The sequence below is a fragment of the Roseburia hominis A2-183 genome (assembly GCF_000225345.1).
GTDB lineage: Bacteria > Bacillota > Clostridia > Lachnospirales > Lachnospiraceae > Roseburia > Roseburia hominis.
Map to the genome: position 1 here is coordinate 2,368,006 of NC_015977.1, position 23,079 is coordinate 2,391,084.

Here is a 23,079-nt window from a genome sequence, read left to right on the forward strand (position 1 = left end):
TAAATATACTCTGTCACTACGCCAATTTTACCGGGCCGTCGCCGATCTCTACGACATAGAAATCTGCGGCATAGCCAATCTTGTTCTTATAGGCGGTTCCGACCTTCTCGATAAACGCATCCACCGCGTCATCCTTCACGATGCTGACCGTGCATCCGCCAAAGCCCGCACCCGTCATGCGGGAACCGATCACACCGTCGATCTTCCATGCTTCCTCAACCAGGGTATCCAGCTCGATTCCCGTTACCTCGTAATCATCACGCAAAGATACGTGGGAGTCATTCATCAGCTTTCCGAACAGCGCGACATCGTTGTTCTGCAGTGCCTCCACCGCCTTGATCGTTCTCTGGTTCTCATATACGGCATGTTTTGCACGCTTTTGGCACACCGGACTTGTGATGGCATCCTGATACTGCTCAAACTGCGCTTCTGTCAGATCGCCGAGCGCGTTGATCTTTACCACTTTCTGCAGTTCGGCAAGCGCTGTCTCACACTCACTGCGTCTCTCGTTGTATTTGGAATCACCGAGTCCGCGCTTTTTGTTGCTGCAGGAGATCACAATCTTCGCATTCTCGAGCCTGATCGGCGCATACTCATACTTTAAGGTCGCCGTATCCAGGAAAATCGCATGTCCTGCCTTGCCCATCGCAATGGCGAACTGATCCATAATACCGCAGTTGACGCCGTTGAACTTGTTCTCGGAATACTGGCCGATCAATGCCAGATCCTGATTCGTCACATCAAAGCCGAACATATCACGCAGGATGAATCCGGTCAGCACTTCCACCGATGCGGAAGAAGACAATCCGGAACCGTTCGGAATATTGCCGAACAGCACGAGATCCATACCGGACTCCACTTTCATGCCCTTCTCGCCGAACGCCCACATCACACCCTTCGGGTAGTTCGTCCAGTCTGCTTCCTTCTCCGGCTTTAAGCCCTCCACGGAAGACTCCAGCACACCGAGATTCTCAAAATTCATGGAATAAAAGCGAAGCTTCTTGTCGTCTCTTTTTCTCGCCACACCGTAGGTACCGATCGTGAGCGCACATGGAAATACATGTCCTCCGTTGTAATCGGTATGCTCACCGATCATATTCACACGTCCCGGTGCGAAATAAACTCCGATCTCTCCCTCATCCCCAAATAATTCTTTAAACTTTGCAAGTACTGGTTCCCAGATCATGCGTTACCTCCTTATACATCATTTTTTCTATGAATGGTTTCTGTTACCGTCCTGTTGTAATTCTATTATAACGTCTCTGTGTTCCTTTGCAATAGACCTTTTTCAAACTGCAACATAATCAAAAAAACATGCAACAAAGTTGCATGTTTTTCCGATCTGTCATTTATCATTTTTCACAATGCCATCGATCACAATCTCCGTTCATGCGGCAGCCCCGTTTTTTATACTTCCGGTTTAAAATCACGGATCAGTGCAAGCGTCGGCAGTGCGTTGCCATCGTAGTCAAACAGCGCCTGATTTGCCCACTCGTTTCCACATGGTCCCGGATCGTTCATGTATTTTAAGGATGCCGGTGTTGCCCAGCCGGAGCCCGGTACCGGAATCCATGCCGGCTCCCAGTAGAAGAATCCCTTTCCTTTTCCGCCTTTGATGTGGCTGATGCGGTTCAAGAAATCCTCCATGAAATCGTACTGCCCCTGCTTTGTCATCGGATATTCGATCTTCTCCACAAGCGCCGGTCTGGTCGCATATCCCTTGCGCTCTTCATCGGAAAGCTTCTCGTAATTCTTGTAGTCTTCCATCGTATAGCCCATGGAAACCTCGGCAATCACCAGATCCTTGCCGTAGCGCTCTGCAATGTCATTCATGTTGTCGTTTAACATCTGCAGTGATCCGTGCCAGAACGGATAATAGGAAAGTCCGATAATCTCGAAATCCTCCCCCCGCTTTGTAAAATTGTCGAACCACTCGCGGTACAGCGCATTGTTTCCGCCGTTATCCAGATGAATCATCACCGGAATCGCCGCATCCGCTTTCCGCACCGCACGAATTCCCGCATTGACGAACGTCGCAATATTGTCATAGTTCGGGACTTTTCCCTCCGGCCAGAGCAGACCGTTGGAAAGTTCATTTCCCACCTGCACCATGGTAATATTGACGCCGGCATCCAGGAATGTCTGCATGGATTCCAGGGTGTAATCATAGACCGCCTGCTCCAGCTCCTTCACACCGTAATCTGCCCATGCCTTCGGCTTGATCTGTTTGCCCGGGTCTGCCCAGAAATCGCTATAGTGAAAATTGAGAAGCACGCCGAACCCTGCCGCCGTCACACGCTTTGCAATCTCAAGAGAAGTTTTCAAATCATTCTCCCCTGCGCCGTAAGATTCGCCGGTCTCCGACCACGGATCATTCCACAGACGGATACGGATGGTATCAACGTCATAGCTCTTCATGATCGCAAGGAGATCCCGCTCCTCCCCGTTATCGTAATACTTTGCACCACACCGCTCCAGTTCGAGCAGTGTGGACAGATCCATTCCTTTTACAAACTTCATATGCCTCTTCACGGGCACAGATCTCATTCCATGCCCGCTCTCTCCTTTCTGTTTTTTTATATTCCACGGAAACCGAACCGCAGTGCTAACGGCTTTGTCACATCAATGTGATATTCCGGATGAACCGGAGCTCCCCAGCTGTCGTCTCCGCCGATGCCCATCTGTGCCAGTGCCACACGGACAACCGTGTAATGTACCTCAGGCAGTTCATACGCATGCATTGCATTTTCCAGTTCATGCGGTGTATAAGGCAGTGCGGAAAATGACAGTTCGTCTCCGGTAAAGAGCATGCCTCTTCCTCTTGCATCCGTCACCTTCGCGTAGCGCACGCCTACTTTGTTGCCGCACTCCTGCGGTACCAGATACTGCGCCATATTATCCGCCACGCGGTTCTTATATACACCGAGCTTCGCGCCGCATCTGCGGTCCGCATACGTCTCCTGCGGTCCAAGTCCGTACCACTCCAGTCTGTCGTAATCCGCATTCAGCTTAAAAAGCATTCCAAACTCCGGCATATCGCCCAGCTCCTCCACCGGGTCATAGGTCAGCTCGGTCTGCACATACGCATCCGGCGTCACGGTGTAGGTCACGCGGCATTTTGCCTGCGGCGTGGTCGGAAGCAGGTAGGTATATGTGATGGAGACGCTGTTCTCCGCCTCTCTCACAACCGGTTCCTCATAATCGAACATGCCCTTGCTGCTCATGCCGGCATACATACTCGCGATCTTCCACTGCGCCATCCGCCCCTGCATGCGGCTTCCGCAGTCATTGTCAATCGGCGCACGCCAGAAATTCGGCATCGGTATCTTCTCAATCAGCTCTTTTCCCATGTAGCGGTAGGACACCAGTCCGCAGCTGTTGTAGGAAAACAGTACGTCAAAATTCTCTCCCTTCACCCCCAGATTCCACTTTCCGCGGATGATCTGAAGTCCCGCCTTACGGTTCGTCACGCACTTTCCTTCATATTCTGCCGCGGCATCGCCGATTGTCCCACCATTTGCAGGTGATTTTGCCGCAAAAATCTTCTGTCCGAATGCGATCTCATGCCCCGGCTTTGCCCAGAGCAGTTCTCCGCGCAGTACAAACGATACGGTCAGTGCGTATTCCGCCCCGGCTTCCTTTCCCGCATGTTCCAGTTCATCGGCAAGAGCCATGCAGCCCTCCAGTTCTTCCAGAACAAACGTCTTTTCCGAGAGCGGTGCCACAGACAGCGCTATTTTTCTGCGGCCTGCCGCCACGCCGTTCTTCTCCAGCAGAAGGATGCAGTCATACTCTGCCGTATCGGTAAACAGGTTTTTATTTTTTACCGTAAAACCATCTTCGGTAAAGGATACGCTGATGTTCTGGTAATTGAATTTTACTTCCTGCATCTTCGGTGACTCGGCGCGCCCCTTTGCATAGCAGATGCCGTTGCCGCTGAAATTATAGTCCGTCGGCCGCTCTAAGAAGTCACCGCCGTACGCCTGGAATTCCTTCCCGTAGCGATCCTTTTTCGTGATGGACTGATCGATGTAATCCCAGATAAATCCGCCCTGATAGCGCGGCTCTGTGTCGGTCAGATCTGTGTACTTGTGCATCGCGCCGCAGGAATTGCCCATCGCGTGCGTGTACTCACAGCAGATAAACGGCTTCTCTTTCTGCTCTGCCAGATTTTTCACAATCCGCTCTACCGGCGGGTACATCTGGCTTTCCATATCGCTGCTTCCGTTGTAGCGTCTGTCGTTATAGACTCCCTCGTAGTGAACCAGGCGGTCGGGATCCAGCTCTCTGAACTTCTCGGACATCTGATAAATCACACTTCCGCCGTAGGACTCATTGCCGCAGGACCAGATTAAGACCGCCGGATGGTTCTTATCCCGCTGATAGCAGGAATTCACGCGGTCGAGCATTCTTGCCTCCCACTTCGGATTATCCCCCGGCACAATCGTCCGCGGATCGGCAATCTTACGCATCGCCGCCGCATCCCAGCTTCCGTGCGACTCCATATTATTCTCTGCAATCATGTAGAGTCCGTAGATGTCGCAGAGCTCATACAGTCCGATATTGTCCGGATAATGGCAGGTACGGATGGAATTGATATTGTTCCGCTTCATGGTCACGACGTCGGTGAGCGTCTCCTCCATGCTCACCACACGTCCGGTCAGGGAACTGAATTCGTGGCGGTTGACGCCCTTAAACACAATCCGCTTTCCGTTTAAAAGCATCAGTCCGTCCTTCATCTCGAACCGACGGAAGCCGATCTTCGACGCGACGACCTCCTGCAAAGCGCCCGCCGCGTCATACACCTCCATCCGAAGTTCATACAGATACGGCTCCTCCGCGCTCCACAGCTTCACATCCGCCACTTCCCGCGAGACATGTAAGGTTCCTTCCATCTTCTCCTCCAGAGCAAACACCTCCGTGCCCTCCGGTGTCTCATAGCGGCTCTCCGCCAGATCAAGTCTTCCGCGCTCCACAAGCTGTATGCGCACACTTCCGCTGCCGCAGGAGCGAAGATCCAGCTCCAGCGTGCCGCAGGACAGATTCTCCGCCACCTGTGGACGGATCTTAATGTCACAGAGATGCGTCTTTGGAATCATGTAGAGATAGACGCTGCGGAAAATACCGGAAAACCGGAAGAAATCCTGATCCTCGCACCAGCTTCCGATCGTCCACTTGAATACCTGCACCGCCAGCTTGTTCTCCCCGTCCTTAAGATAAGGCGTCAGTTCAAACTCGGACGGCGTAAAAGAATCCTCACTGTATCCGACATACGCTCCATTCAGCCAGAGTGCCATGCCGCTCTCCGCTCCCTGGAACGAGATAAACACACGCTCTCCCAAAAAGGACTCCGGCAATGTGAAATATTTCACATAACTTGCGACCGGATTGAACTTCGTCGGCATCTCGTCCGTCCAGACGTCTTCCCTTCCATCCCACGGATACTGCGTGTTCGCATATTGCGGACTGTCATAGCCTTCCATCTGGATATGTGCCGGCACGCGGATGTCATCCCATCCCCTGCAGTCGTATTCCGGCTTTTCAAATCCATGGATCGTCTGCTCATAGTTTCTCGCATAGTGGAATTTCCATGATCCGTCTAAAAACAGGCGGAAACTGCTCTTTCTTCCGAGCGGATCCAGCCACACGTCCGCCTCATCCCAGTTCCGGTACGCCACATGGTCGGAGTGCGCCGCCACGCGGTTCTCCTCGTAATATTCCGGATCACTTAATCTCTCAAACAAAAATTCTCCCATACTGTTCATCCCCCAATTTATGATTGCTGTTATTGCGTTTGTTAAGTTCATTATAGCGAAAAAATGCGCATTTTGTACTTATTTTTCGGCACAAAACGCGCATTTTCAACCATTATTTATTACCATCCTTTTCGCGCGGAAATATTGTAATTTAAAAGCTTTGTCTCGTAATTTTCCGGATTGATTTTCCACTGATAGGGGGATGTGTTTAAAAACTTTTTAAAATTCCGGTTAAATGTGGATGTTGTCGTAAAGCCTACCTTCTGTGCCACAATGTCCATCGAATCCGTCGTCTTTTTCAACAGATCGCATGCCTTCTGAATCCGGACAAGATTGATGTAATCCACCGGAGACATGTTCATACAGGACTCAAACAGCCTTCTGAAATGCGTCTCACTCATATGACATTCCTGCGCCAGCTCCTCCACCCGGATCATGTGCATATATTCCATGCGCACATAGTCGAGTGCCGCCGCAATCTGCGTCACTCCCGAATGTTTCTGCATTTCCACACCCTGCACTTCCTGCTTTGCCTCCTGCTCCTCATTCAGCCGGATAATCTCTATCACAAGAGAATACAACAGACCTCTCACGCTGTCCGTATAATGGCTGCGCCGTCCCCGCATCTCCTCCATGATCTGCCGGACAAGAAACGCGAGATTGTGATTCTCCCATTCATGGAGAAACAGCGCTCTCCGGTTGACTTTCCGGATCAGTTCCCGGCAGAACAGCTCGTTCTTCGGATACATTTCCGCAATAATCTGCGCCGGATCAAAAAACAGATATTCCCAGTAGCTTGGTCCTTCTTTTGTATTGCTGATCGTCACATGAGGATAGTTGTTCGGTATAATACTCACCATGGCAGGCTGATAGGGGCGCTGTTCTTCGTCCAGAATCAGTTTCCCCGTACCGTTTCTGCACACTCCGATCTCCATCAGATTGTGAAAATGAAGATGTACCTCATCATGACCATAATCCCGGATCCAGTTTTCTCCAAGAAGTGCCAGAACATATTCATTTTGCGGTATCTCATAGAACCGAAGCTCGATGGTATCTTTCTTCTTTTTCCCCATAATTACTCCATTTTCTCCCCGCTGTGGCAGCGTAAAGCTCCTCGCCGTGACAGTTCGATTCCGCTTCGCTTCTTCTCGCTGTGGGCTGTCGCATTCTTCTGCAACCAGCTCTGCGCTCCTCGCCGTGACAGCTCGATTCCACTTCGCTCCGTCTCGCTGTGGGCTGTCGCCCTATAGAGAAATCCAGCAACACCTCTGGAAAGCAAGCTTTCCTCCGGTGTCACTGGATTTCTCTACACTGCTCGTAGCTTAATCAAAGTCGAACTTGTCGAACCGCTGGTGCATTGCCTTATAGCGGAAGCGGATCATCTCATTTTTCTCCAGGACGTCTTCTTCTGTTCCTCTGTACTGGCAGCGGATACAGCTGTAAATACCTGTTTCCTTATTGTAAAACATATCAATGTCCAGATCTCTTAAAAAGCAGGACGGGCATCTATAATTTAATTTGCCTTTGCCAAGTTGAGCCATGTTGCAAATACCTCCTTATCTGAGATTGTTTTTCTGTATCCCAGGGTAAACATCGGTGAGAATGCATATCCCTCTTTTACATATCCCTCTGCGTCCGCGTTGGATGCAGTCATGGATACGCGTGTCTCGATCTCCGGAATCACGGCGCTTACTTCTGTCGCACCCTTGACACCCTCCTCGCGGCACTTGTACTCATAATGGATCGTCTTCTCTTCCGGTCCGTCGATCTTTAAGGTGATATGGGACATATCCTCGGAATACTCGGTTGTGCCGTAGCATGCAACCATATACTCGTTTAAGGTAACCTCTGCACTCGGGTCACTCATCTCAAGGATGGTACGCTCGATCTTGATGTTGGAGGAGCCTTCCTCAAAGTACTCTTTTGTCTGAAGCTTTACAGTCAGATCTCTGAACTCGATCGTTACCGGATCCAGTGTCAGGATTCTTGTCTTTCCCTCCTGTGAAAAATGTGCGTGTGTCGGGCAGAGACACAGATCTACTTCCTCACCCTTGTAGGAAAGCTTCGCACTTCTTACAGTTCCCTCTCCTGCGTAATGTGTGAAGTAACCTGCACGGTACTTCTCCTGAATCAGGAACGGATAAGAGGCATCCTGTACATGCTTTGTGCCGATACCAACCGGCCACTCCAGTTTCGCTGCATACGGACGAAGGTCGACGATTGCACCGCCCTGATCCATATTGACGCAGGCTCTCATGTACGGATCACAGTACCAGAACAGCTGCTTGTCTGATCCGTAGAGGATATCTCTCCAGAGCGCACACTCCGGCTCATTGTAGTTGCCGGCATCCACGCCCTTCTTCTCGCGGTAGTAATCTGCGAACTCGGACATCGTCATATCGACTAACTTGCCCTCTTTTTTCAGCTTGCCGTAATATGCACAGCCGTCGCTGTAAGACTTGTAGAGAAGCTCATACGGCTGCTCCCAGCGTCCCATCTTGTTCATCCAGCCCGGTCCTACAAACATCATGTTGTATGCATAACCGTTGTTGTATTTTCCTAACGAACGATACTGATCGATCAGGTTGTACAGATACGGGTACTCCCAGGTCTTTGTATCGTAGATCATTCCGCGAAGTACATTCTGCGGATGCGTTCCGAAGTTGGAGCCGTTACCGTCATAGCATGCGATCAAGTCGCGGGACAGATGCGGGATTGCAACGATACCGCTGTCCTCAGCCGCATTGGCTGCCGGTGCATGTGTATTCTGCTTGGACGGGATCCACGGTGCCCATGGGCCGCCGTCGAATAACGTATACCAGGAGTTGTTGCAGGTATGGTAAGCTTTCGGACCTTCCTCCCAGCAGGTGGCAACCGCACACTTTACGGTCGGATAAGCTGCCTTGATATAGTTAGTCAGATCGGCATCCATGTAATAGGAACCGGTTGACTCCGGATAGAATCCGAATCTGTCATGGAACTTCTCAAACACATCGTTGACGATGGCTTTTTTGTCCTCCATGGAGAACATCCAGATACAGAAGTCCTTGGTCTTGTATTTCTCACGGAACTCCTCACACGGAAGTCCGAGCAGAGATAATGCGATCTCGTCTCCGTATACGTCGTGGTCATGCTTCGCAATCTCCACTGCCTCATCATTGAAAAGAGATGCGTATGTCATCTGAATGGTTACTTTTAACCCATTCTCATGTGCGAGTCTCTGCTGTGTCTTGAAAATATCCAGAGATTCTGTCAAGAGAGCCTTGTCTCCGATGTCCTCTTCCTTTCCCTGTCCTGTGACAGTTGCGGAATACTCCGGAACCATCTCTGGTCTGTGAATCAGATTTAAAATAAATTGATCCATTTTCTTCCTCCTCAATTTCTATATTTCTTTCATTTTTATGAAAAAGATGCCTGGTGCATCCTCACCCGCCTACCTAAAAACTTGTATTGCACTTTGAAAAATGCCGCTTTTGCATTTTTCTAATGCGAAGTTGGAAATACTCAGACATTGCAGCCAATGCTGCAATGCCTGCAATAGTATTTCCCTTCGCTATTTATCCCTTCACCGAACCGCCGGTAATTCCTTCTACATAGAACTTCTGCATGATAATGAACAGAATACCGATCGGGATACCGACCATAACGCCGCCCGCGCAGAATCTCGAGAAGTATGTCGGGATCAGAGTACGATTCAGCATGTTGTAAAGTCCGATCGCAACGGTCCAGTCTGTCGAGATACCGGAGTTTAAGATGATCTTTGCAAAAACGAAATCTGTCCACGGTACCAGGAAAGAACTGATAACAGTGTACACAATGATCGGCTTGGAAAGCGGAAGCACGATCGTGAAGAATGTTCTTGCCTCGGAAGCACCCTCCAGATACGCAGCCTCACGCAGGGATGTCGGAATCGTATCAAAGAATCCCTTCGCCACAAGGTAACCCAGTCCGGATGCACCGGAGTACACCAGAATCATACCGATATGGCTGTTGGTTAAGTTGACGGACTTCAAAATAAAGTAAATAGCGATCATGGACAAAAAGCCCGGGAACAGCTGCAGCATAACTGCGATATTCATGAGAGCTTTTCTTCCTTTGAAACGCATGCAACTCATTGCATAGCTGACCATCAATACAAAAGAAGTTGAAATCAGACATACAAAAATAGCAATAACCAACGTATTCTTAAACCAGATCGGGAACTGTGATACCGTGTCCGGTTCAAAGAGCATACGAGTATAATTGCGGATCGACCATGTCTCCGGGAAGAAGCGGCTCGTGTTCATGCCGTCATATCCGCTGAACGAGGTTACAATCAGCCACACGATCGGCGTGATCCAGATCACTGCAAGCACTGCAAGCACTACGTGAAGCAAAACGGAATTAACAATTTTTCTCTTTCCCATCATCTGAATGTATCCTCCTTATCTCCTTTAATCAGGAAGTTAAAGGCAAATAATGTAATGACTGCACATACGATAAAGACGCAGATACCGATGACGGATGCCATCTTATAGTTGTACTGCTCACTGGTCAGACGATACAGCCAGGTAACCAGAAGATCAATCTCCTTACCCCAGGAAGCCGCCAGTTTCTGGTTGGTCGTTGTGTAAATATCCTGTGTCAGCAGGTAAATTACATTAAAGTTATTGATGTTTGCCGTAAACTGTGTTACGAGGTATGGTCCTGTGATAAACAGCATATACGGCATTGTGATCTTGCGGAAAATCTGGAATGAGTTTGCTCCGTCAATCTTCGCACTCTCTTTTAACTCTTCCGGAATGTTCATAAGTACACCGGTTGCAATCAGCATCAGATAAGGAACACCTACCCATATATTGATGACAACGATCGTGATTTTCGCCCAGACCGGATCGCTCAGAAACGGAATATAATTTGCTTTGATCCAGCCAAGATTCTGTAACAGATCAACCAGGCCGATGCTCTTACAGAATGAGTTGACAATTCCTGTGTTTGCGAAAAAGTTACGCAGCAACAGCAATGTTACAAACTGTGGAACGGAAATAGCTGCAACAAAAAGCGTTCTCCACATCTTTTTTAATTTTGTGTTCTTGTTGTTGATCAGAAGGGCGAGAATAATTCCTCCAAAATAGGTCGTAAATGTGGCAAGCACTGCCCAGAGCAGCGTCCATCCCAGAATTCTCCAGAATGTATATCCGAATGTGGAGGTAATGCTCGTGGTAAACAGGGACTTAAAGTTTGCAAGTCCCACCCAGGTAAACAATGCATTTGGCGGCATATGACTCTTATCATAGTTCGTAAATGCAATGCAGATCATAACGACCAACGGCATGATATTAAAGATAATCACACCCAGAACCGGAAGCGCCAGCAACGTAAAATGAAACTTATCATTCAGCATCTCATTGCAGTCTTCCTTAAATGTATTGATGTGCTTTCCCGCTTCAGCGCGAAGCTGTAAGCGGTATGTATTTCTCACGTTTGCCATCCAAAGCAGGATTCCCACAATGAGAAAACTCAGACTGATGACACCGAAGAGCAGAATCAGAAGGGAGTTATCATAATCATTGACCTCATTCTTCATCGTTGCCGGGTTGTACACCATCGCACGCTCTACCGTACCTAAGGTATTCAGCTGGCTGATATATGGCACCCCGATCAATACCGTATATAGAATTAACCCGATTTCCAGTAATGTTACCAGAAATCCCTTGATGATTTGTTTTCTTTTCCAATAACCGGCACCCGCTACGAGCAGCGATGCTTTCACTGCACCGTCCCCTTTGGCGGCAGCCTCACCAAATTCCTTAAAGAATTTTCCGATTGCTCCGAAGAATGCAGCCACCGGATTCTTTTTACCTTCCTTACTATTCATGCAAGCACCCATGCCTTTCCATAACCGTCATTTTCTGTAAAATGGCGTTCTCCTTGTATCTTTGCTGCACGCAGTGTATACCTGTTCTGCGTGTTCTTTGGGTTCTGTTGATATTCAGATGAAGAAAAAGACCCACTCACGATTCCCATCTTCGTATGCGGGCCTTTTTCTCTTCATACACTCTTATAAAATCGTGTTACTGCTTATTCTGTCGGCTGTGATGCAGACTCTACCAGATTATCCAGCAATGTCTGTACATCTGTTCCGTCCGGGTTACCCTGAGCAATGATCTCACCAAATGCTTTGGACGGATCCCAGTAACCGCTGCCTACTATCTGAACAACACCGTTAGCACCATTCTGTGCGGTAACTGCAGCGATTGCTACATTTGCTTTAACCTCATCAGACTCGCCAGCTGCAATGTTGGACGGTCCGATCTGTCTCTCAGCAAAACGTGTCTCCTGGCTCTGCTCGTTGGTTAAGAACTTTGCTAATTCCATAGCCCAGCCAACCTGTGCAGAGTTTGCATTAACACCGATCATCTTGTAACCAGCTGCAGAACCCATCGGAACCTGGTTGCCAGCGCATGTATAAGTCGGAAGTGCGCATGCTGCATATCCATCACCGAATGCTTCCTGTACTGCTGCTGCATCCCATGTACCGGAAACGATAGCACCAAGCTCACCAGTTGCAATCTGGTTTGCTGTATCACCGTCTGTGATTGGTAAGAATGCCGGGTTTGTTGCGATTGCAAGCATACCGTCTACAACATCGGTACCCTTGATACCGTCAGCAGATGTTCCGTTCCAGTCCATTGCTGTGCTTCCGTCATCATTTAATACTGTTGTAAATCCTGCTCCGTAGAAGAAACCTGCATTGTACCAGCCGCTTGCAAGCACCATTCCGGCTTTCTTGCCTGCTGCTGCACAGTCTGTAAGGATTGCATCCCAGTTGGTCGGATCTGTTACAACATTGCTGTCATAATATAAGAAGTATCCGTTATCAGCAGACATCGGGTAAGCATATAATGTACCGTCTACGGTAGCTGCCTCAACAGCACCTGCTACGTTCTCACTGGAGACGGTATCAACATCCTGTACTGCCTGTAATACACCTGCATCTACAAGATCAATCAGCTGATCACTTGCGAATGCGAATACATCAGCTGCTGCTGTCGGATCAACTAAGATATCATCCTTTGCATTTGCCTCAGACTCTACACCAACTGTAATGTCAAATGTCTGATCCGGATTTGCTTCCTTAAACTGCTCAATAAGCTCGTTGGTTAATGTCTGGTCTTCCTCAGCGGCCCATACTCTTAAAGCAATGGTGTCTCCGCTTGCTGCAGGAGCTGCTGCTTCCTCAGTACCTGCTGCTGCGCTGTTGTCTGCTGCGCTGTTGTCTGCTGCTGCATTGCTGTCTGTTGTCTCGCTGCTGCTTCCGCCGCATCCGGCTACCATGGTTGCTACCATGCTCGCACATAATAATGCGCTCAAAACTTTTTTCTTCATTTTGAAAATCCTCCCTTTTCTTTTTCAAAACTTTTTCAGAACGCCGCATGCCCAATTCCGTATCGTACCTGCGGTACTGCGCATCTTATTGCGCAATCGGTTGTTCTATGATTAAAGTATATTACGTGCCTGTTTTGATGTCAATGTTTATATTTTATAATAAATTTGCTTTTTTTTTTGGCACAAATGCACAAGTTTTAAAAAAATATCAGCTTTTCGTGGAATCATTCATTATTTTTGTGCAACCGATAAACCCGAATATTCCAAGCATATTCCACTGTTTTCTTTATATTTTCCAACATTTCAAGCGCATATTGAGCGATTTTGCTGATTTTCCCATTCCCTGCACCATTTCCGGCGTGTCAGACACCGTATTCCGACACAATCCGCACTGCCCGGTGTGCACTATTTCGTGGATTCCTTGAGTACGACCTCATATGGAAGTAATGTCTTCTGCTTTACCTCCAGTCCCTCCACAAGATCTAAAAGCGTCCGGCACGCCACTTTTCCAAGTTCCTTGGCATCGAAAGCAAGCGAAGTGATCGACGGCACATGGTTCTCGAGAATCGTGCTGTCATAAAAAGATGCCACCCGCACATCCTGCGGCACCCTGACGTGCTGTTCCCGCAGTACCTTTAAAACCCTGCTGGTCACCGCATCGTCCATGCACAGAATGCAGTCCACATTCTGTTCCAGGATCTCCTTTACCGTCCGATCGACGCGCACCCGGTTTTCCGGGCTTAAATACAGCAGATTCTCATCGAGCGTCTCCCCCTGCTGTTCATAGGCGTCCCGGAATCCGAGCAGACGGCTGTGCGTTACCATGTATCCCTCGTCCTCGCCGATCAGTGCAATCCGCTTTAAATTCTTCATTAAAATAATGGATGTCAATTCCCGGCAGGCACTTCTGTGGTTGTGGTCGATCTGGATTACACCCTCATAATTCGTACTTCCTGTCGTCACAAACGGAATATTTTTCTGCTGCAGGAATTCAATCTGTGCATCCTCCAGAAAGGTACGCATCAGAATCACACCGTCCACCTTATGATTTGCAACAATCCGCTCCAGTGAGGAAATGTCATTCATCTGACACATCGTAAGCAGAATGTCGTATCCGACGGTCTCCGCCATCTCCTGAATGCCGAACAGGCAGCGCTGGAAGAAATTCCAGTCCACCACTTCATAATCGCGCGGCATTACCACACAGATATTGTACGTTTTCGACTGTGCCAATCCCTTGGCGATAGCGTTCGGCTTATAATCGTGCTCCTCTATGTATTCCATGACCCTCTTGCGGGTCTCTTTCCCGATTCTTCCCTTTCCGGATATTGCGCGTGAAACCGTTGTCTTTGAAACCCCTAACGCCTCCGCTACGTCCGCAATGGTAATATCTTTTTTCTCTTCCTTCTCCATAGTAACCTCCAACTCTGGACTATCGTCCGGAGTTCCCTTAATTTTGCGCTGGTTGCGCAATCTTTTTTTATTATCAAACACAATTCCAGAAAAATCAATCCACTTTTTTACCAAAAATGTGCTCTCATATTTTGCAGTATTTACGGTACTTTCTGTTGTTTACAGTTCATTTTTGCGATGATATAATGAAAAAGCGCAAGCGGTTGCACGTTTTTTGTGCCAGCATGTGCAAAACAACTACTTCTTATAGAAAATTTTAGAAAAGATTGGAGATCACCCGATATGAGAACAGATCACCTGCTCTTTGGAGCAGCCTACTATCTGGAATATTTGCCGTATAACCGTCTGGAGACAGATATGGAAATGATGGAGCGTGCCGGCATGAATACCATCCGCATCGCCGAGTCCACCTGGAGCACCTTAGAGCCGTCCGACGGCGTCTTTGACTTTACCTGCATCGACCGCATGATACAGACCGCCGCAAAGCATCATCTTTCCGTCATCATCGGAACCCCGACTTACGCGATTCCGACCTGGCTGGTGCGCAAATACCCGGATATTCTCGCCGTCACTGCGAACGGGCAGGAGCTCTACGGTCACCGTCAGAACATGGACATCACGCACCCCGGCTACCGTTATCACGCCGAGCGCATCATCCGCGCCATGATGGAGCACTTAAAGGACGTTCCGAACATCATCGGCTTCCAGCTGGACAACGAGACCAAGAGCTACGGGACGGCAGGTCCGCGGGTTCAGCAGATGTTCGTCGCTTCCCTGAAGAAAAAATACCCGGACATTTTGGATTTCAACCGTGAATTCGGTCTGGATTACTGGAGCAACCGCGTGAACGACTGGGCGGATTTTCCGGATGTACGCGGCACGATCAACCAGAGTCTTGCCGCAGAATTTCAGCGTTTTCAGCGCTCCCTCGTCACAGAGTTCCTCTCCTGGCAATCGGACATTATCAAAGAGTACAAACGTGACGACCAGTTCATCACGCAGAATTTTGATTTTGACTGGACCGATCACTCTTACGGCTATCAGCCGGAGGTCGACCAGTATGACGCCGCCCGCTGCATGACCGTAGCAGGCGCCGATATTTACCATCCTTCGCAGGACGACCTGACCGGAGCTGAGATCACTGTATGCGGAAATATTGCGCGCAGCTTAAAGAAGGACAATTATCTGATCTTAGAGACAGAGGCGCAGGGTCTGACCCCGTGGCTCCCCTATCCGGGGCAGCTGCGCCTGCAGGCGTACAGCCACCTTGCAAATGGCTCCAACAGCGTGATGTACTGGCACTGGCACTCGATCCACAATGCGATCGAAAGCTACTGGAAAGGCGTGCTTTCCCACGATTTTTCCGAAAATGCCACCTACCGGGAAGCCAGCGAAATCGGCGCGGAGTGGAAGCGCATCGGCACACACCTCATGAATCTGAAAAAGGAAAACCGCGTCGCCATCCTGCTGGACAATCTCTCCCTGGCGGGGCTGCGCCAGTTTCCGCTTGAGACCACCGGTGACCACAGCTACAATGCCGTGATGCGCTGGCTTGCCGACGCCCTGTACCGCAGAAACATCGAGTTTGACATGGTCTCTTCCGGCGAGCGCGATTTTTCCGCCTATGATTTTCTCGTTGTTCCGGCGCTCTATGCCGCATCCGACGATCTCCTCGGCGCGCTCGACCGCTACGTGGCAGAAGGCGGACACCTGATCGCCACTTTCCGCACCGGCTTCGCCGACGAACAGTTGAAAATCCACCACGACGTACAGCCACATCTTCTTGGTAGGTGCCTTGGCATTCACTACGACCAGTTCACCTACCCGAAGAATGTCCGCATCGCCACCACAGACGGCAGGAGCGCCCTCACACACGACTGGATGGAGCTTGTCACCTGTGACACCGCGACGCCGCTCGCGCATTATGACCATCCATTCTGGGGCAGTTATGCCGCCGTGACCGAGAACGCCTATCAGAAGGGCTCCGCCCTCTACCTCGGCGCTTTCTTCGATGATGAACTGTTGGAGCCGCTGCTCGTATCCTACCTCTCCAGACACGGGTATGAAGGTCTTTCCGAAGACACACCGCAGTTTCCGCTGATCGTAAAGCGCGGCACAAACGATTTTGGCAAAAATCTGTGCTACTACTTCAACTATTCGGGAGAACCGCGGACAGTGATCCACACCGGAAATGCGGGCACCGATCTTTTAACCGACACCCCGGTTGCCGCCGGTGCCGTCCTGACACTGGCTCCCTGGGGGCTGGCGGTCGTCGAATCATAGATGCCTAAAAACCCGGTGTATCCCGGGGACACGGCGGAGAAAAGCAGGGACAGGTAAAAACAGAATGGTAAAATGTTCCGGGTGGAACTTGCCGGCGGCGGTTCTTTGGAGCAAAATCTGAGCATTTCTTCCGCATCGCGCCTGGCATCGGATTCCGTGTCTTTGCCACGCTTTGACAATCCACGGATGTGTCCGGCAAACCGCAGACAATGAGCGGATTCCCTAGTGCCTCTAATGGCACTGCTTCACAGACAATATAAAACCGCGCGAACCGAAACTCGTTGCCATCTGCTATTAAAAACAGGGCAGATGGCAATTCAAACATCGGCTTCGCGCGGTTATGTTTTTTTCAGCAGTGCCATAAGAGGCACACGAGAATCCTAAAATTGTCTGCAGGTTGCGGACACATCCGTGGAGTGTTCAAAGCTTGGAAAGACATGGATCATCGGGGATGCCAGGCGCGGTGTGGATTAGAAATGCCGGATTTTGTGATCAGAACTGCTGCCGGCAAGTTCCACCCGGAACATTTTATCATTCTGTTCTTAACCTGTCCCGGCTTTCCTCTTCCGTACCCCCGAGATGCGCTGAGGGGTTTTTGCACGCCGGATGTATTCTACACCGCCCGCCCCAGGAAGCGTGTCAGTTCCTCGATCGGTATCGGTTTGGAATACTTGTAGCCCTGCAGGTACAGTGCATTCATCTGCTTGCACTGATCCTCGTCTTTTTCGTTCTCCACACCCTCAAACAGAATCTCATAGTGCGAATTCTTGAAAATATCGGAAAAGCTTCCAACCATATAGCGGGATTCTGCATTTTTCCCTGCCAAAATAGTCAGCGAACGGTCGAACTTGATCACATCGATCGGCAGACCGATAATGCGCTCGAAATTCGAGTAGCCCGTTCCAAAGTCATCCAGATAGAATTTGATTCCCAGCTTCTGAAGACTGGTAATCGTATTCTTAATGTTGTCAAATTCCGTCTCATTCCAGCTCTCCGTCAGTTCAATCGCAACTTTTTCATACGGGATTTCATTCTGGCGGATGATGTCCATGACATCCTTGCAGAATTCCTTTCTGCGGAATTCCAGAATAGAAAAATTAACGGAAACACGGTCGATCTGATACCCCTCCTGCTCCAGGCGTTTGATCTGGCGGCAGGTTTTATTTAAGATGATTTTGCTGAGCGTATGAATATAATCGTGCCGCTCTGCCATCGGTATGAACTGATCCGGATATACCATTCCTGTTTCCGGCAGCTCCAGCCGCATCAGCGCCTCCGCCGAGGCAAACCGGTTGGTACGTGTATTTAGCACCGGCTGGCAGTACACTTTAACGCGCTCATCCTCCAAGTCGCAGTGTGCATTGATGTCCTTTAATTCGCCTAATATGTAAGATGCCTTCCGATATTCTATGATGTCCTTATTCTGACACTCATATACCGCGCCAACCGGTATTTTCTCTTCCATAAACTCATTCAACGCCAGATACTCACCTGCCTCACGCAGCCTGTCATCTGCATGTGCAATCAGCACCCGGTAGCCCAGTCCATGTTCTTTACACACACGCTCAAACGTTTTTTGTATGTTATATTTTCCGTTTTTCTCCGCTTTATTACTCAGTCTCTGATACACCAGTGCAAGCTTATCATCCTGCAGACGGAACAGGCAGAATGTTTTGAAATAATTCTCCGCAAACGTCAGAATCGTACGCGGAAGTTCTGGTATCTTTTTGAGATTGGTTTCCGGGAATCCCATGAAGATTACAGAAAAATCATCGTCCCCCACATCTCTCAGATAGCTGTCAAACGCACCAGCATCAAGTGTTCCTGTCTCCCTGTCGTAAGATGTATAATGAAACAAAAACAGCACTCCCATATAGGGAAGTAATAGTGCCATGCAGCTATAAGATGTAGATACATATTCTGCCTCCAGTGCAATCATGCCAAACGAAAACAGTAAAATATAGGCAAGGCAGCGCAGCATTTTCAGCACGAACTTCTTCCGGTACGTAAAAAGCACAACGACAAGAACGATACAGTAATAAATATAGGCAAAACGAAACGGATCAAAATAGAAATTCTGATGAACCATCAGATCTGCATCGATATAAAAACCCAGATGCGTAAACGGTGATCCGATCTCAAGAAAAGCAAACACCGCATAGCCGCCCCAGGATACCGCGCCCAAGAGTCTTGCCGGTCTCTCTTCCAGCTTAAGAAGTGTACCGAAGTAATTGCAGAGCAGCACAAACGTGAGAATCAGTAAAAGATATATCCCATCCTGTAACACATAAATAAGAATCTTCCGGGATTCTGTAATCCGTGTGATTGCTGTATGGAAACTGATACTGCAGACCGTCGCCATCATCAGGCAAACCGTTCCCGCTTTGAAGATAATCAGGCTCTTCTCTCTTACCGTATAGGAAGAATGCAACAGCAGCCAGCAGATGATGCAGAGCACAATCGCGCTGATATCGGCTACATAAGTATAATTCTGATAGAACAAAACATCCGTCATAAACTCATTCTCCCCTTCGATCATTTTCCCTTTATATTATCATTATACATTTATTGACAGCAGATTTCAATTTTTTCACGCAAAATGACAGCAAAGGGGCAGAGAAGCGGTAAAGCTTCTCTGCCCCTTTTTCTGTCATCTTTGGCTGCACACGCCTATTCGTAGCGGAGTGCATCGATAACTTCCATCTTTGACGCCTTGTTCGCCGGATAATAACCGAAGAACACTCCTGTCAGCATCGAGAAGAACAGTGACAGTAAAATTGCAGTTGCCGATGGATGCACCTGCATAATAATGTAATTGGAATACTCGGAATACATATTGGCAATCACAAACTTCGCTGCCTGGCCGAGCAGTGCTCCGACACCAACACCGATCAGAATACCGATAATGCCGCCGATTAAGCAGAGCATGATCGCCTCAATGACAAACTGCATACGGATCGTCCGCCGCTTTGCGCCGAGTGCCATACGCACACCGATCTCCCTCGTCCGCTCCGTGATCGACACAAGCATGATATTCATGACACCGACACCGCCGACGATCAGCGAGATTGCTGCGATTCCGGATACTGCAATCGTGATGACATTGAGCACCGTGTTGATCATGCCCATGCTGGACTGCATGTTGCTCGCTGTCACATGGAAATTCGTATTGTTCTGATATACCTCATCAAAATAATTCTGGATATCTTCCGTTGCCTGGTTGACATCCGCAAGGGGCGTCAGGAGCAGATTAAAGTATTCATAACCAGTCTTATCTGCCCCCTGCAGCTTGAAGCTGGTCTGGATCGGAATCATCATATAAGTGGAACGATCCTTTTCTCTGACAGATGTATCCACTTTTCCAAACAGTGCCGCATTGTATTTGTAAACACCTACAACAACAAAATCATAGATCGATCCGTCGTCCATTGTTACCGATACCGTCTCGCCAATCGGGTCTTTGTCTCCAAAATAATTCTTTGCCATCGTATCCGCAACAACGCAGACTCTTTTCTTCCCCAGATTGTCTGCCCTGGTAAGATTACGTCCCGCCTGCATCTCAAGCTTCATATACTCGAACTGTTCTGGTGTCATGCCATCCACACTGACATTGGCATAATTGTCGGAATCCGCCTCATCCTTGATCTGCCCGCCTCCAAGATAATTCTCGGCAGCGATACCCTGAATTTCATCCGGATACTGCGCAACCAGTTCATCGATCATCTCCTGTGACACATAATCACTCTGTGTCATATCCGGATAAATCCAGGTATCCCAGTCTGCATCGTCCTCCGGATAGCGCGCCTCCACATAGCCGGAAACTGTGTTGCCGCCGAGGGAATTCATTGTCGCGGTCAGGGTGCTCTGTATGGAACCGCCGATCGTCGTGATGATGATAACGGAACTGATACCGATAATAATACCGAGCATCGTGAGCAGTGAACGCATCTTGTTCGACAGAATACTGATGATTGCCTCTTTTATGTTTTCAAAAAACATCAGTGCTCACCTCCCCTGTTGTCCCCCACGATCTCACCGTCTAAGAGGGTAACAATACGCTGTGTCTCCGTCGCAAGCTCCTGGGAGTGTGTGATGAGTACAATCGTTTTCCCCTGCTCTTCATGTAACCGATGAAACAGATCCATGACCATATGTCCGGTCTTGGAATCCAGCGCTCCGGTCGGCTCATCCGCCAGAATGATTGCAGGATCATTGATCATCGCGCGGGCGATCGCCACACGCTGTTTCTGTCCGCCGGAGAGCTCATTTGGTCTGTGATCTGCACGCCCGTCCATTCCCACCATCGCCAGCATCTCCATCGCACGCTCCTTCGCATTCTTCGTCTTTTCCTCACCATATATAAGCGGCACCATGACATTTTTCAATGCATTGGCTCTCGGCAGCAGATTAAAGTTCTGAAACACAAAGCCGATTCTGCGGTTGCGGACCGCACTCCGCACCTCGTCCGTCATGCCGTTGACGTCCTGTCCTTCCAGATAATAGCTGCCGGAGGTCTGTCTATCCAATACTCCAATGATATTCATCAATGTACTTTTTCCGGAACCCGACTCACCGACGATGGAAACGAACTCTCCCTGGTTCACGGTAAGATCGATTCCGTGCAGGATTTCCAGTTCATTGGGCTTACCTACATAATATGTCTTTACAATTTTTTCCATTCGGATTACTGGTTCACTCACTATTCGCTAACCTCCGTACCTGTACCGTCTGTCAGTCCCATATCCTGTTCAGAATACATCTGCTCCGGTGTAAATGTCTGTCCCTCGGCTATCGAAAATGTCGTGTCGTAGATCAGCATATCTCCCTCTGCGAGATCACCGCCGGTCACTTCTGTATAATAATCCACCTCATCGCCGACCGTGATATTCCTGCGCACTGCGGTTGCGTTTCCGCCATCGTCCGCCTCAGCCACAAGAACATACGCCTGCCCGTTGTCATCATACTGGATCAGATCATACGGAACTGCCAGCACTTCTCCCTTTGCCTGGATCATGACTTTTGCCTTCACAGCCATTCCGATTAAAAGTTCCTGATTGTCGAGCGCGATCTCAATGGAATAACCACCGGCAGAAGTCGTGCTGCCGTCGCTTCCCGTCGTGCCCTGACTCTTCACACGGACCACTCTGGTCACGGTTCCCTTGATCTGCTCATCACCCGTCGCATCTGCGGTCACAGTTGCCTCCATGCCTTCCTGAAGCTTTAATACATCCGCCTCCTGCACGGTTGCAACCATCTTTAAGGAACTCGTATCCTCAATCGTCATGATGACGTTCTTCTCTGCATTGATGTCTCCGACCTTGGAATTCACCGCTGTTACCACACCGCCGCACGGCGCTGTGATCTCGCAGTCCGCCAGCTGTTCTTTCAGATTGCTGAGTGTGTCCTTGGATGTCGTGTCGGTGTCTTTGTACTTGTTCAGCTCCTGTGCCTCCTGTGCTGTCTCAATCGCACGGTTGGTGGTCTCTACTGCCGTATCATAAGCAGTCTGCGCATCCTCCACCGCCTGCTTGGCAGCGAGCAGTGCAGCGAAATCCGCCTGTCCCTGATCGTAGAGCATCTGTGCGCCGTTGTAGCTGTCCTTTGCGCGGTCGAGTGTCTTCTGCGCCGCCGCAAGCGTCGTTGTCTGGTCATCCTTCGCCTGCTGCAGGGCGTCCGCCGCCTGCTGTGTATTGATGCTGCTCACCGCATTCGCATTCGACATGGACTTCTCTAAGTCTGCGATCTTCTCCTCGATCGACGTGGAGTCCAGTGTGCATAAGACGTCACCCTCTTTCACGATATCGCCGACCTGCACATTCATGGAAGTGATCTCGGACGCCGCCTTTGACGTCACATTCGTGCTGCTGGCTCCGGCAACCGTTCCCTTAACCGAAATCGTATCGGACAGATCCCTCTTCTGTACCGGCTCCACTTCCACGGTATTCACCGCCATCGCCACCTGCTTGGTCGCGTTATGTATGGATATACCGATCCAGACCACCAGAACTGCCACAATAACCAGCACAACGATCAGTACCTTCTTTTTCTTCTTTGGCTTTGCTGCTATCGCGCCTGCATTCTGCTCGTTTTTTTGCTTCTTGTCTTTCATTCTCGTCTCTCCCTTACCTGTATTTTACAAATTTATGGTGATTGTATCATTATCACCCCTCAAAAAAAAATGGGTTTAAGTAAAACTTAAGAATTCTTAGGAAATCCTACCATTTTTTTAAAGTTTCTTTGTACTATTGTAATAATACAG

The 23,079-nt window shown here is 49.3% G+C and carries 15 protein-coding genes; 1 reads left to right on the plus strand and 14 read right to left on the minus strand.

Annotated features, from left to right (window positions below; translation table 11 throughout):
* Positions 1–16: 16 nt before the first annotated feature.
* The 10 genes from RHOM_RS10640 to RHOM_RS10690 all read right to left on the minus strand — a co-directional run bounded on the left by RHOM_RS10640 (position 17) and on the right by RHOM_RS10690 (position 14,537).
* Positions 17–1,186 (minus strand): galactokinase, encoded by a 1,170-nt coding sequence (locus RHOM_RS10640; RefSeq protein WP_014080315.1) that lies wholly within the window; start codon positions 1,184–1,186, stop codon positions 17–19.
* Between the two features lie 221 nt (positions 1,187–1,407).
* Positions 1,408–2,520 (minus strand): glycoside hydrolase family 53 protein, encoded by a 1,113-nt coding sequence (locus tag RHOM_RS10645; RefSeq protein ID WP_014080316.1) that lies wholly within the window; start codon positions 2,518–2,520, stop codon positions 1,408–1,410.
* 56 nt (positions 2,521–2,576) lie between these two features.
* Positions 2,577–5,756 (minus strand): glycoside hydrolase family 2 TIM barrel-domain containing protein, encoded by a 3,180-nt coding sequence (locus RHOM_RS10650; protein WP_014080317.1) that lies wholly within the window; start codon positions 5,754–5,756, stop codon positions 2,577–2,579.
* A gap of 119 nt (positions 5,757–5,875) precedes the next feature.
* On the minus strand, positions 5,876–6,829 hold the full coding sequence (locus RHOM_RS10655) for a helix-turn-helix domain-containing protein (RefSeq protein ID WP_014080318.1): 954 nt from the start codon (positions 6,827–6,829) through the stop codon (positions 5,876–5,878).
* 249 nt (positions 6,830–7,078) lie between these two features.
* Entirely contained in the window at positions 7,079–7,297 is a 219-nt protein-coding gene (locus RHOM_RS10665) for a hypothetical protein (protein ID WP_014080319.1), read from the minus strand.
* Positions 7,270–9,120: a hypothetical protein gene (locus RHOM_RS10670; protein WP_014080320.1), complete on the minus strand. Its 1,851-nt coding sequence runs from the start codon at positions 9,118–9,120 to the stop codon at positions 7,270–7,272. Before RHOM_RS10670 ends, RHOM_RS10665 begins: the two co-directional genes overlap by 28 nt.
* Positions 9,121–9,313: 193 nt before the next feature.
* Positions 9,314–10,165, minus strand: coding sequence for a sugar ABC transporter permease (locus RHOM_RS10675; protein WP_014080321.1), 852 nt, complete (start codon positions 10,163–10,165; stop codon positions 9,314–9,316).
* Complete coding sequence (locus RHOM_RS10680; protein ID WP_014080322.1) at positions 10,162–11,613, minus strand: carbohydrate ABC transporter permease; 1,452 nt, start codon at positions 11,611–11,613, stop codon at positions 10,162–10,164. Before RHOM_RS10680 ends, RHOM_RS10675 begins: the two co-directional genes overlap by 4 nt.
* A gap of 203 nt (positions 11,614–11,816) precedes the next feature.
* Positions 11,817–13,124 (minus strand): extracellular solute-binding protein, encoded by a 1,308-nt coding sequence (locus tag RHOM_RS10685; protein ID WP_014080324.1) that lies wholly within the window; start codon positions 13,122–13,124, stop codon positions 11,817–11,819.
* Positions 13,125–13,529: 405 nt separating this feature from the next.
* The gene (locus RHOM_RS10690) at positions 13,530–14,537 is read right to left on the minus strand and encodes a LacI family DNA-binding transcriptional regulator (RefSeq protein ID WP_014080325.1); all 1,008 of its coding nucleotides are present in this window, start codon (positions 14,535–14,537) and stop codon (positions 13,530–13,532) included.
* 282 nt (positions 14,538–14,819) lie between these two features.
* On the opposite strand from RHOM_RS10690, the gene RHOM_RS10695 reads away from it, so the two are divergent.
* Positions 14,820–16,820, plus strand: coding sequence for a beta-galactosidase (locus RHOM_RS10695; RefSeq protein WP_014080326.1), 2,001 nt, complete (start codon positions 14,820–14,822; stop codon positions 16,818–16,820).
* Positions 16,821–17,433: 613 nt separating this feature from the next.
* Here the strand turns inward: RHOM_RS10695 and RHOM_RS10700 are convergent.
* From RHOM_RS10700 to RHOM_RS10715, 4 genes are all read right to left on the minus strand, one after another.
* The gene (locus RHOM_RS10700) at positions 17,434–19,335 is read right to left on the minus strand and encodes an EAL domain-containing protein (protein WP_014080328.1); all 1,902 of its coding nucleotides are present in this window, start codon (positions 19,333–19,335) and stop codon (positions 17,434–17,436) included.
* 155 nt (positions 19,336–19,490) lie between these two features.
* Entirely contained in the window at positions 19,491–20,819 is a 1,329-nt protein-coding gene (locus RHOM_RS10705) for an ABC transporter permease (protein ID WP_014080329.1), read from the minus strand.
* Positions 20,819–21,499, minus strand: a complete 681-nt coding sequence (locus tag RHOM_RS10710) for an ABC transporter ATP-binding protein (protein WP_044024676.1) — start codon at positions 21,497–21,499, stop codon at positions 20,819–20,821. The genes RHOM_RS10705 and RHOM_RS10710 overlap by 1 nt, the downstream gene beginning before the upstream one ends.
* 20 nt (positions 21,500–21,519) lie before the next feature.
* Positions 21,520–22,929 carry an efflux RND transporter periplasmic adaptor subunit gene (locus tag RHOM_RS10715; RefSeq protein ID WP_014080331.1) on the minus strand — a complete coding sequence of 470 codons (1,410 nt, stop codon included), beginning with the start codon at positions 22,927–22,929 and terminating at the stop codon, positions 21,520–21,522.
* Between the last annotated feature and the right edge of the window lie 150 nt (positions 22,930–23,079).

Bases quoted from the DNA above. Each gene is read 5' to 3' on its own strand.
- RHOM_RS10675 (WP_014080321.1), bottom strand. From the start codon at position 10,165: ATGATGGGAAAGAGAAAAATTGTTAATTCCGTTTTGCTTCACGTAGTG.
- RHOM_RS10685 (WP_014080324.1), bottom strand. From the start codon at position 13,124: ATGAAGAAAAAAGTTTTGAGCGCATTATTATGTGCGAGCATGGTAGCA.
- RHOM_RS10645 (WP_014080316.1), bottom strand. From the start codon at position 2,520: ATGAAGTTTGTAAAAGGAATGGATCTGTCCACACTGCTCGAACTGGAG.
- RHOM_RS10665 (WP_014080319.1), bottom strand. From the start codon at position 7,297: ATGGCTCAACTTGGCAAAGGCAAATTAAATTATAGATGCCCGTCCTGC.
- RHOM_RS10705 (WP_014080329.1), bottom strand. From the start codon at position 20,819: ATGTTTTTTGAAAACATAAAAGAGGCAATCATCAGTATTCTGTCGAAC.
- RHOM_RS10680 (WP_014080322.1), bottom strand. From the start codon at position 11,613: ATGAATAGTAAGGAAGGTAAAAAGAATCCGGTGGCTGCATTCTTCGGA.
- RHOM_RS10690 (WP_014080325.1), bottom strand. From the start codon at position 14,537: ATGGAGAAGGAAGAGAAAAAAGATATTACCATTGCGGACGTAGCGGAG.
- RHOM_RS10650 (WP_014080317.1), bottom strand. From the start codon at position 5,756: ATGGGAGAATTTTTGTTTGAGAGATTAAGTGATCCGGAATATTACGAG.
- RHOM_RS10670 (WP_014080320.1), bottom strand. From the start codon at position 9,120: ATGGATCAATTTATTTTAAATCTGATTCACAGACCAGAGATGGTTCCG.
- RHOM_RS10715 (WP_014080331.1), bottom strand. From the start codon at position 22,929: ATGAAAGACAAGAAGCAAAAAAACGAGCAGAATGCAGGCGCGATAGCA.
- RHOM_RS10655 (WP_014080318.1), bottom strand. From the start codon at position 6,829: ATGGGGAAAAAGAAGAAAGATACCATCGAGCTTCGGTTCTATGAGATA.
- RHOM_RS10695 (WP_014080326.1), top strand. From the start codon at position 14,820: ATGAGAACAGATCACCTGCTCTTTGGAGCAGCCTACTATCTGGAATAT.
- RHOM_RS10640 (WP_014080315.1), bottom strand. From the start codon at position 1,186: ATGATCTGGGAACCAGTACTTGCAAAGTTTAAAGAATTATTTGGGGAT.
- RHOM_RS10710 (WP_044024676.1), bottom strand. From the start codon at position 21,499: ATGGAAAAAATTGTAAAGACATATTATGTAGGTAAGCCCAATGAACTG.
- RHOM_RS10700 (WP_014080328.1), bottom strand. From the start codon at position 19,335: ATGACGGATGTTTTGTTCTATCAGAATTATACTTATGTAGCCGATATC.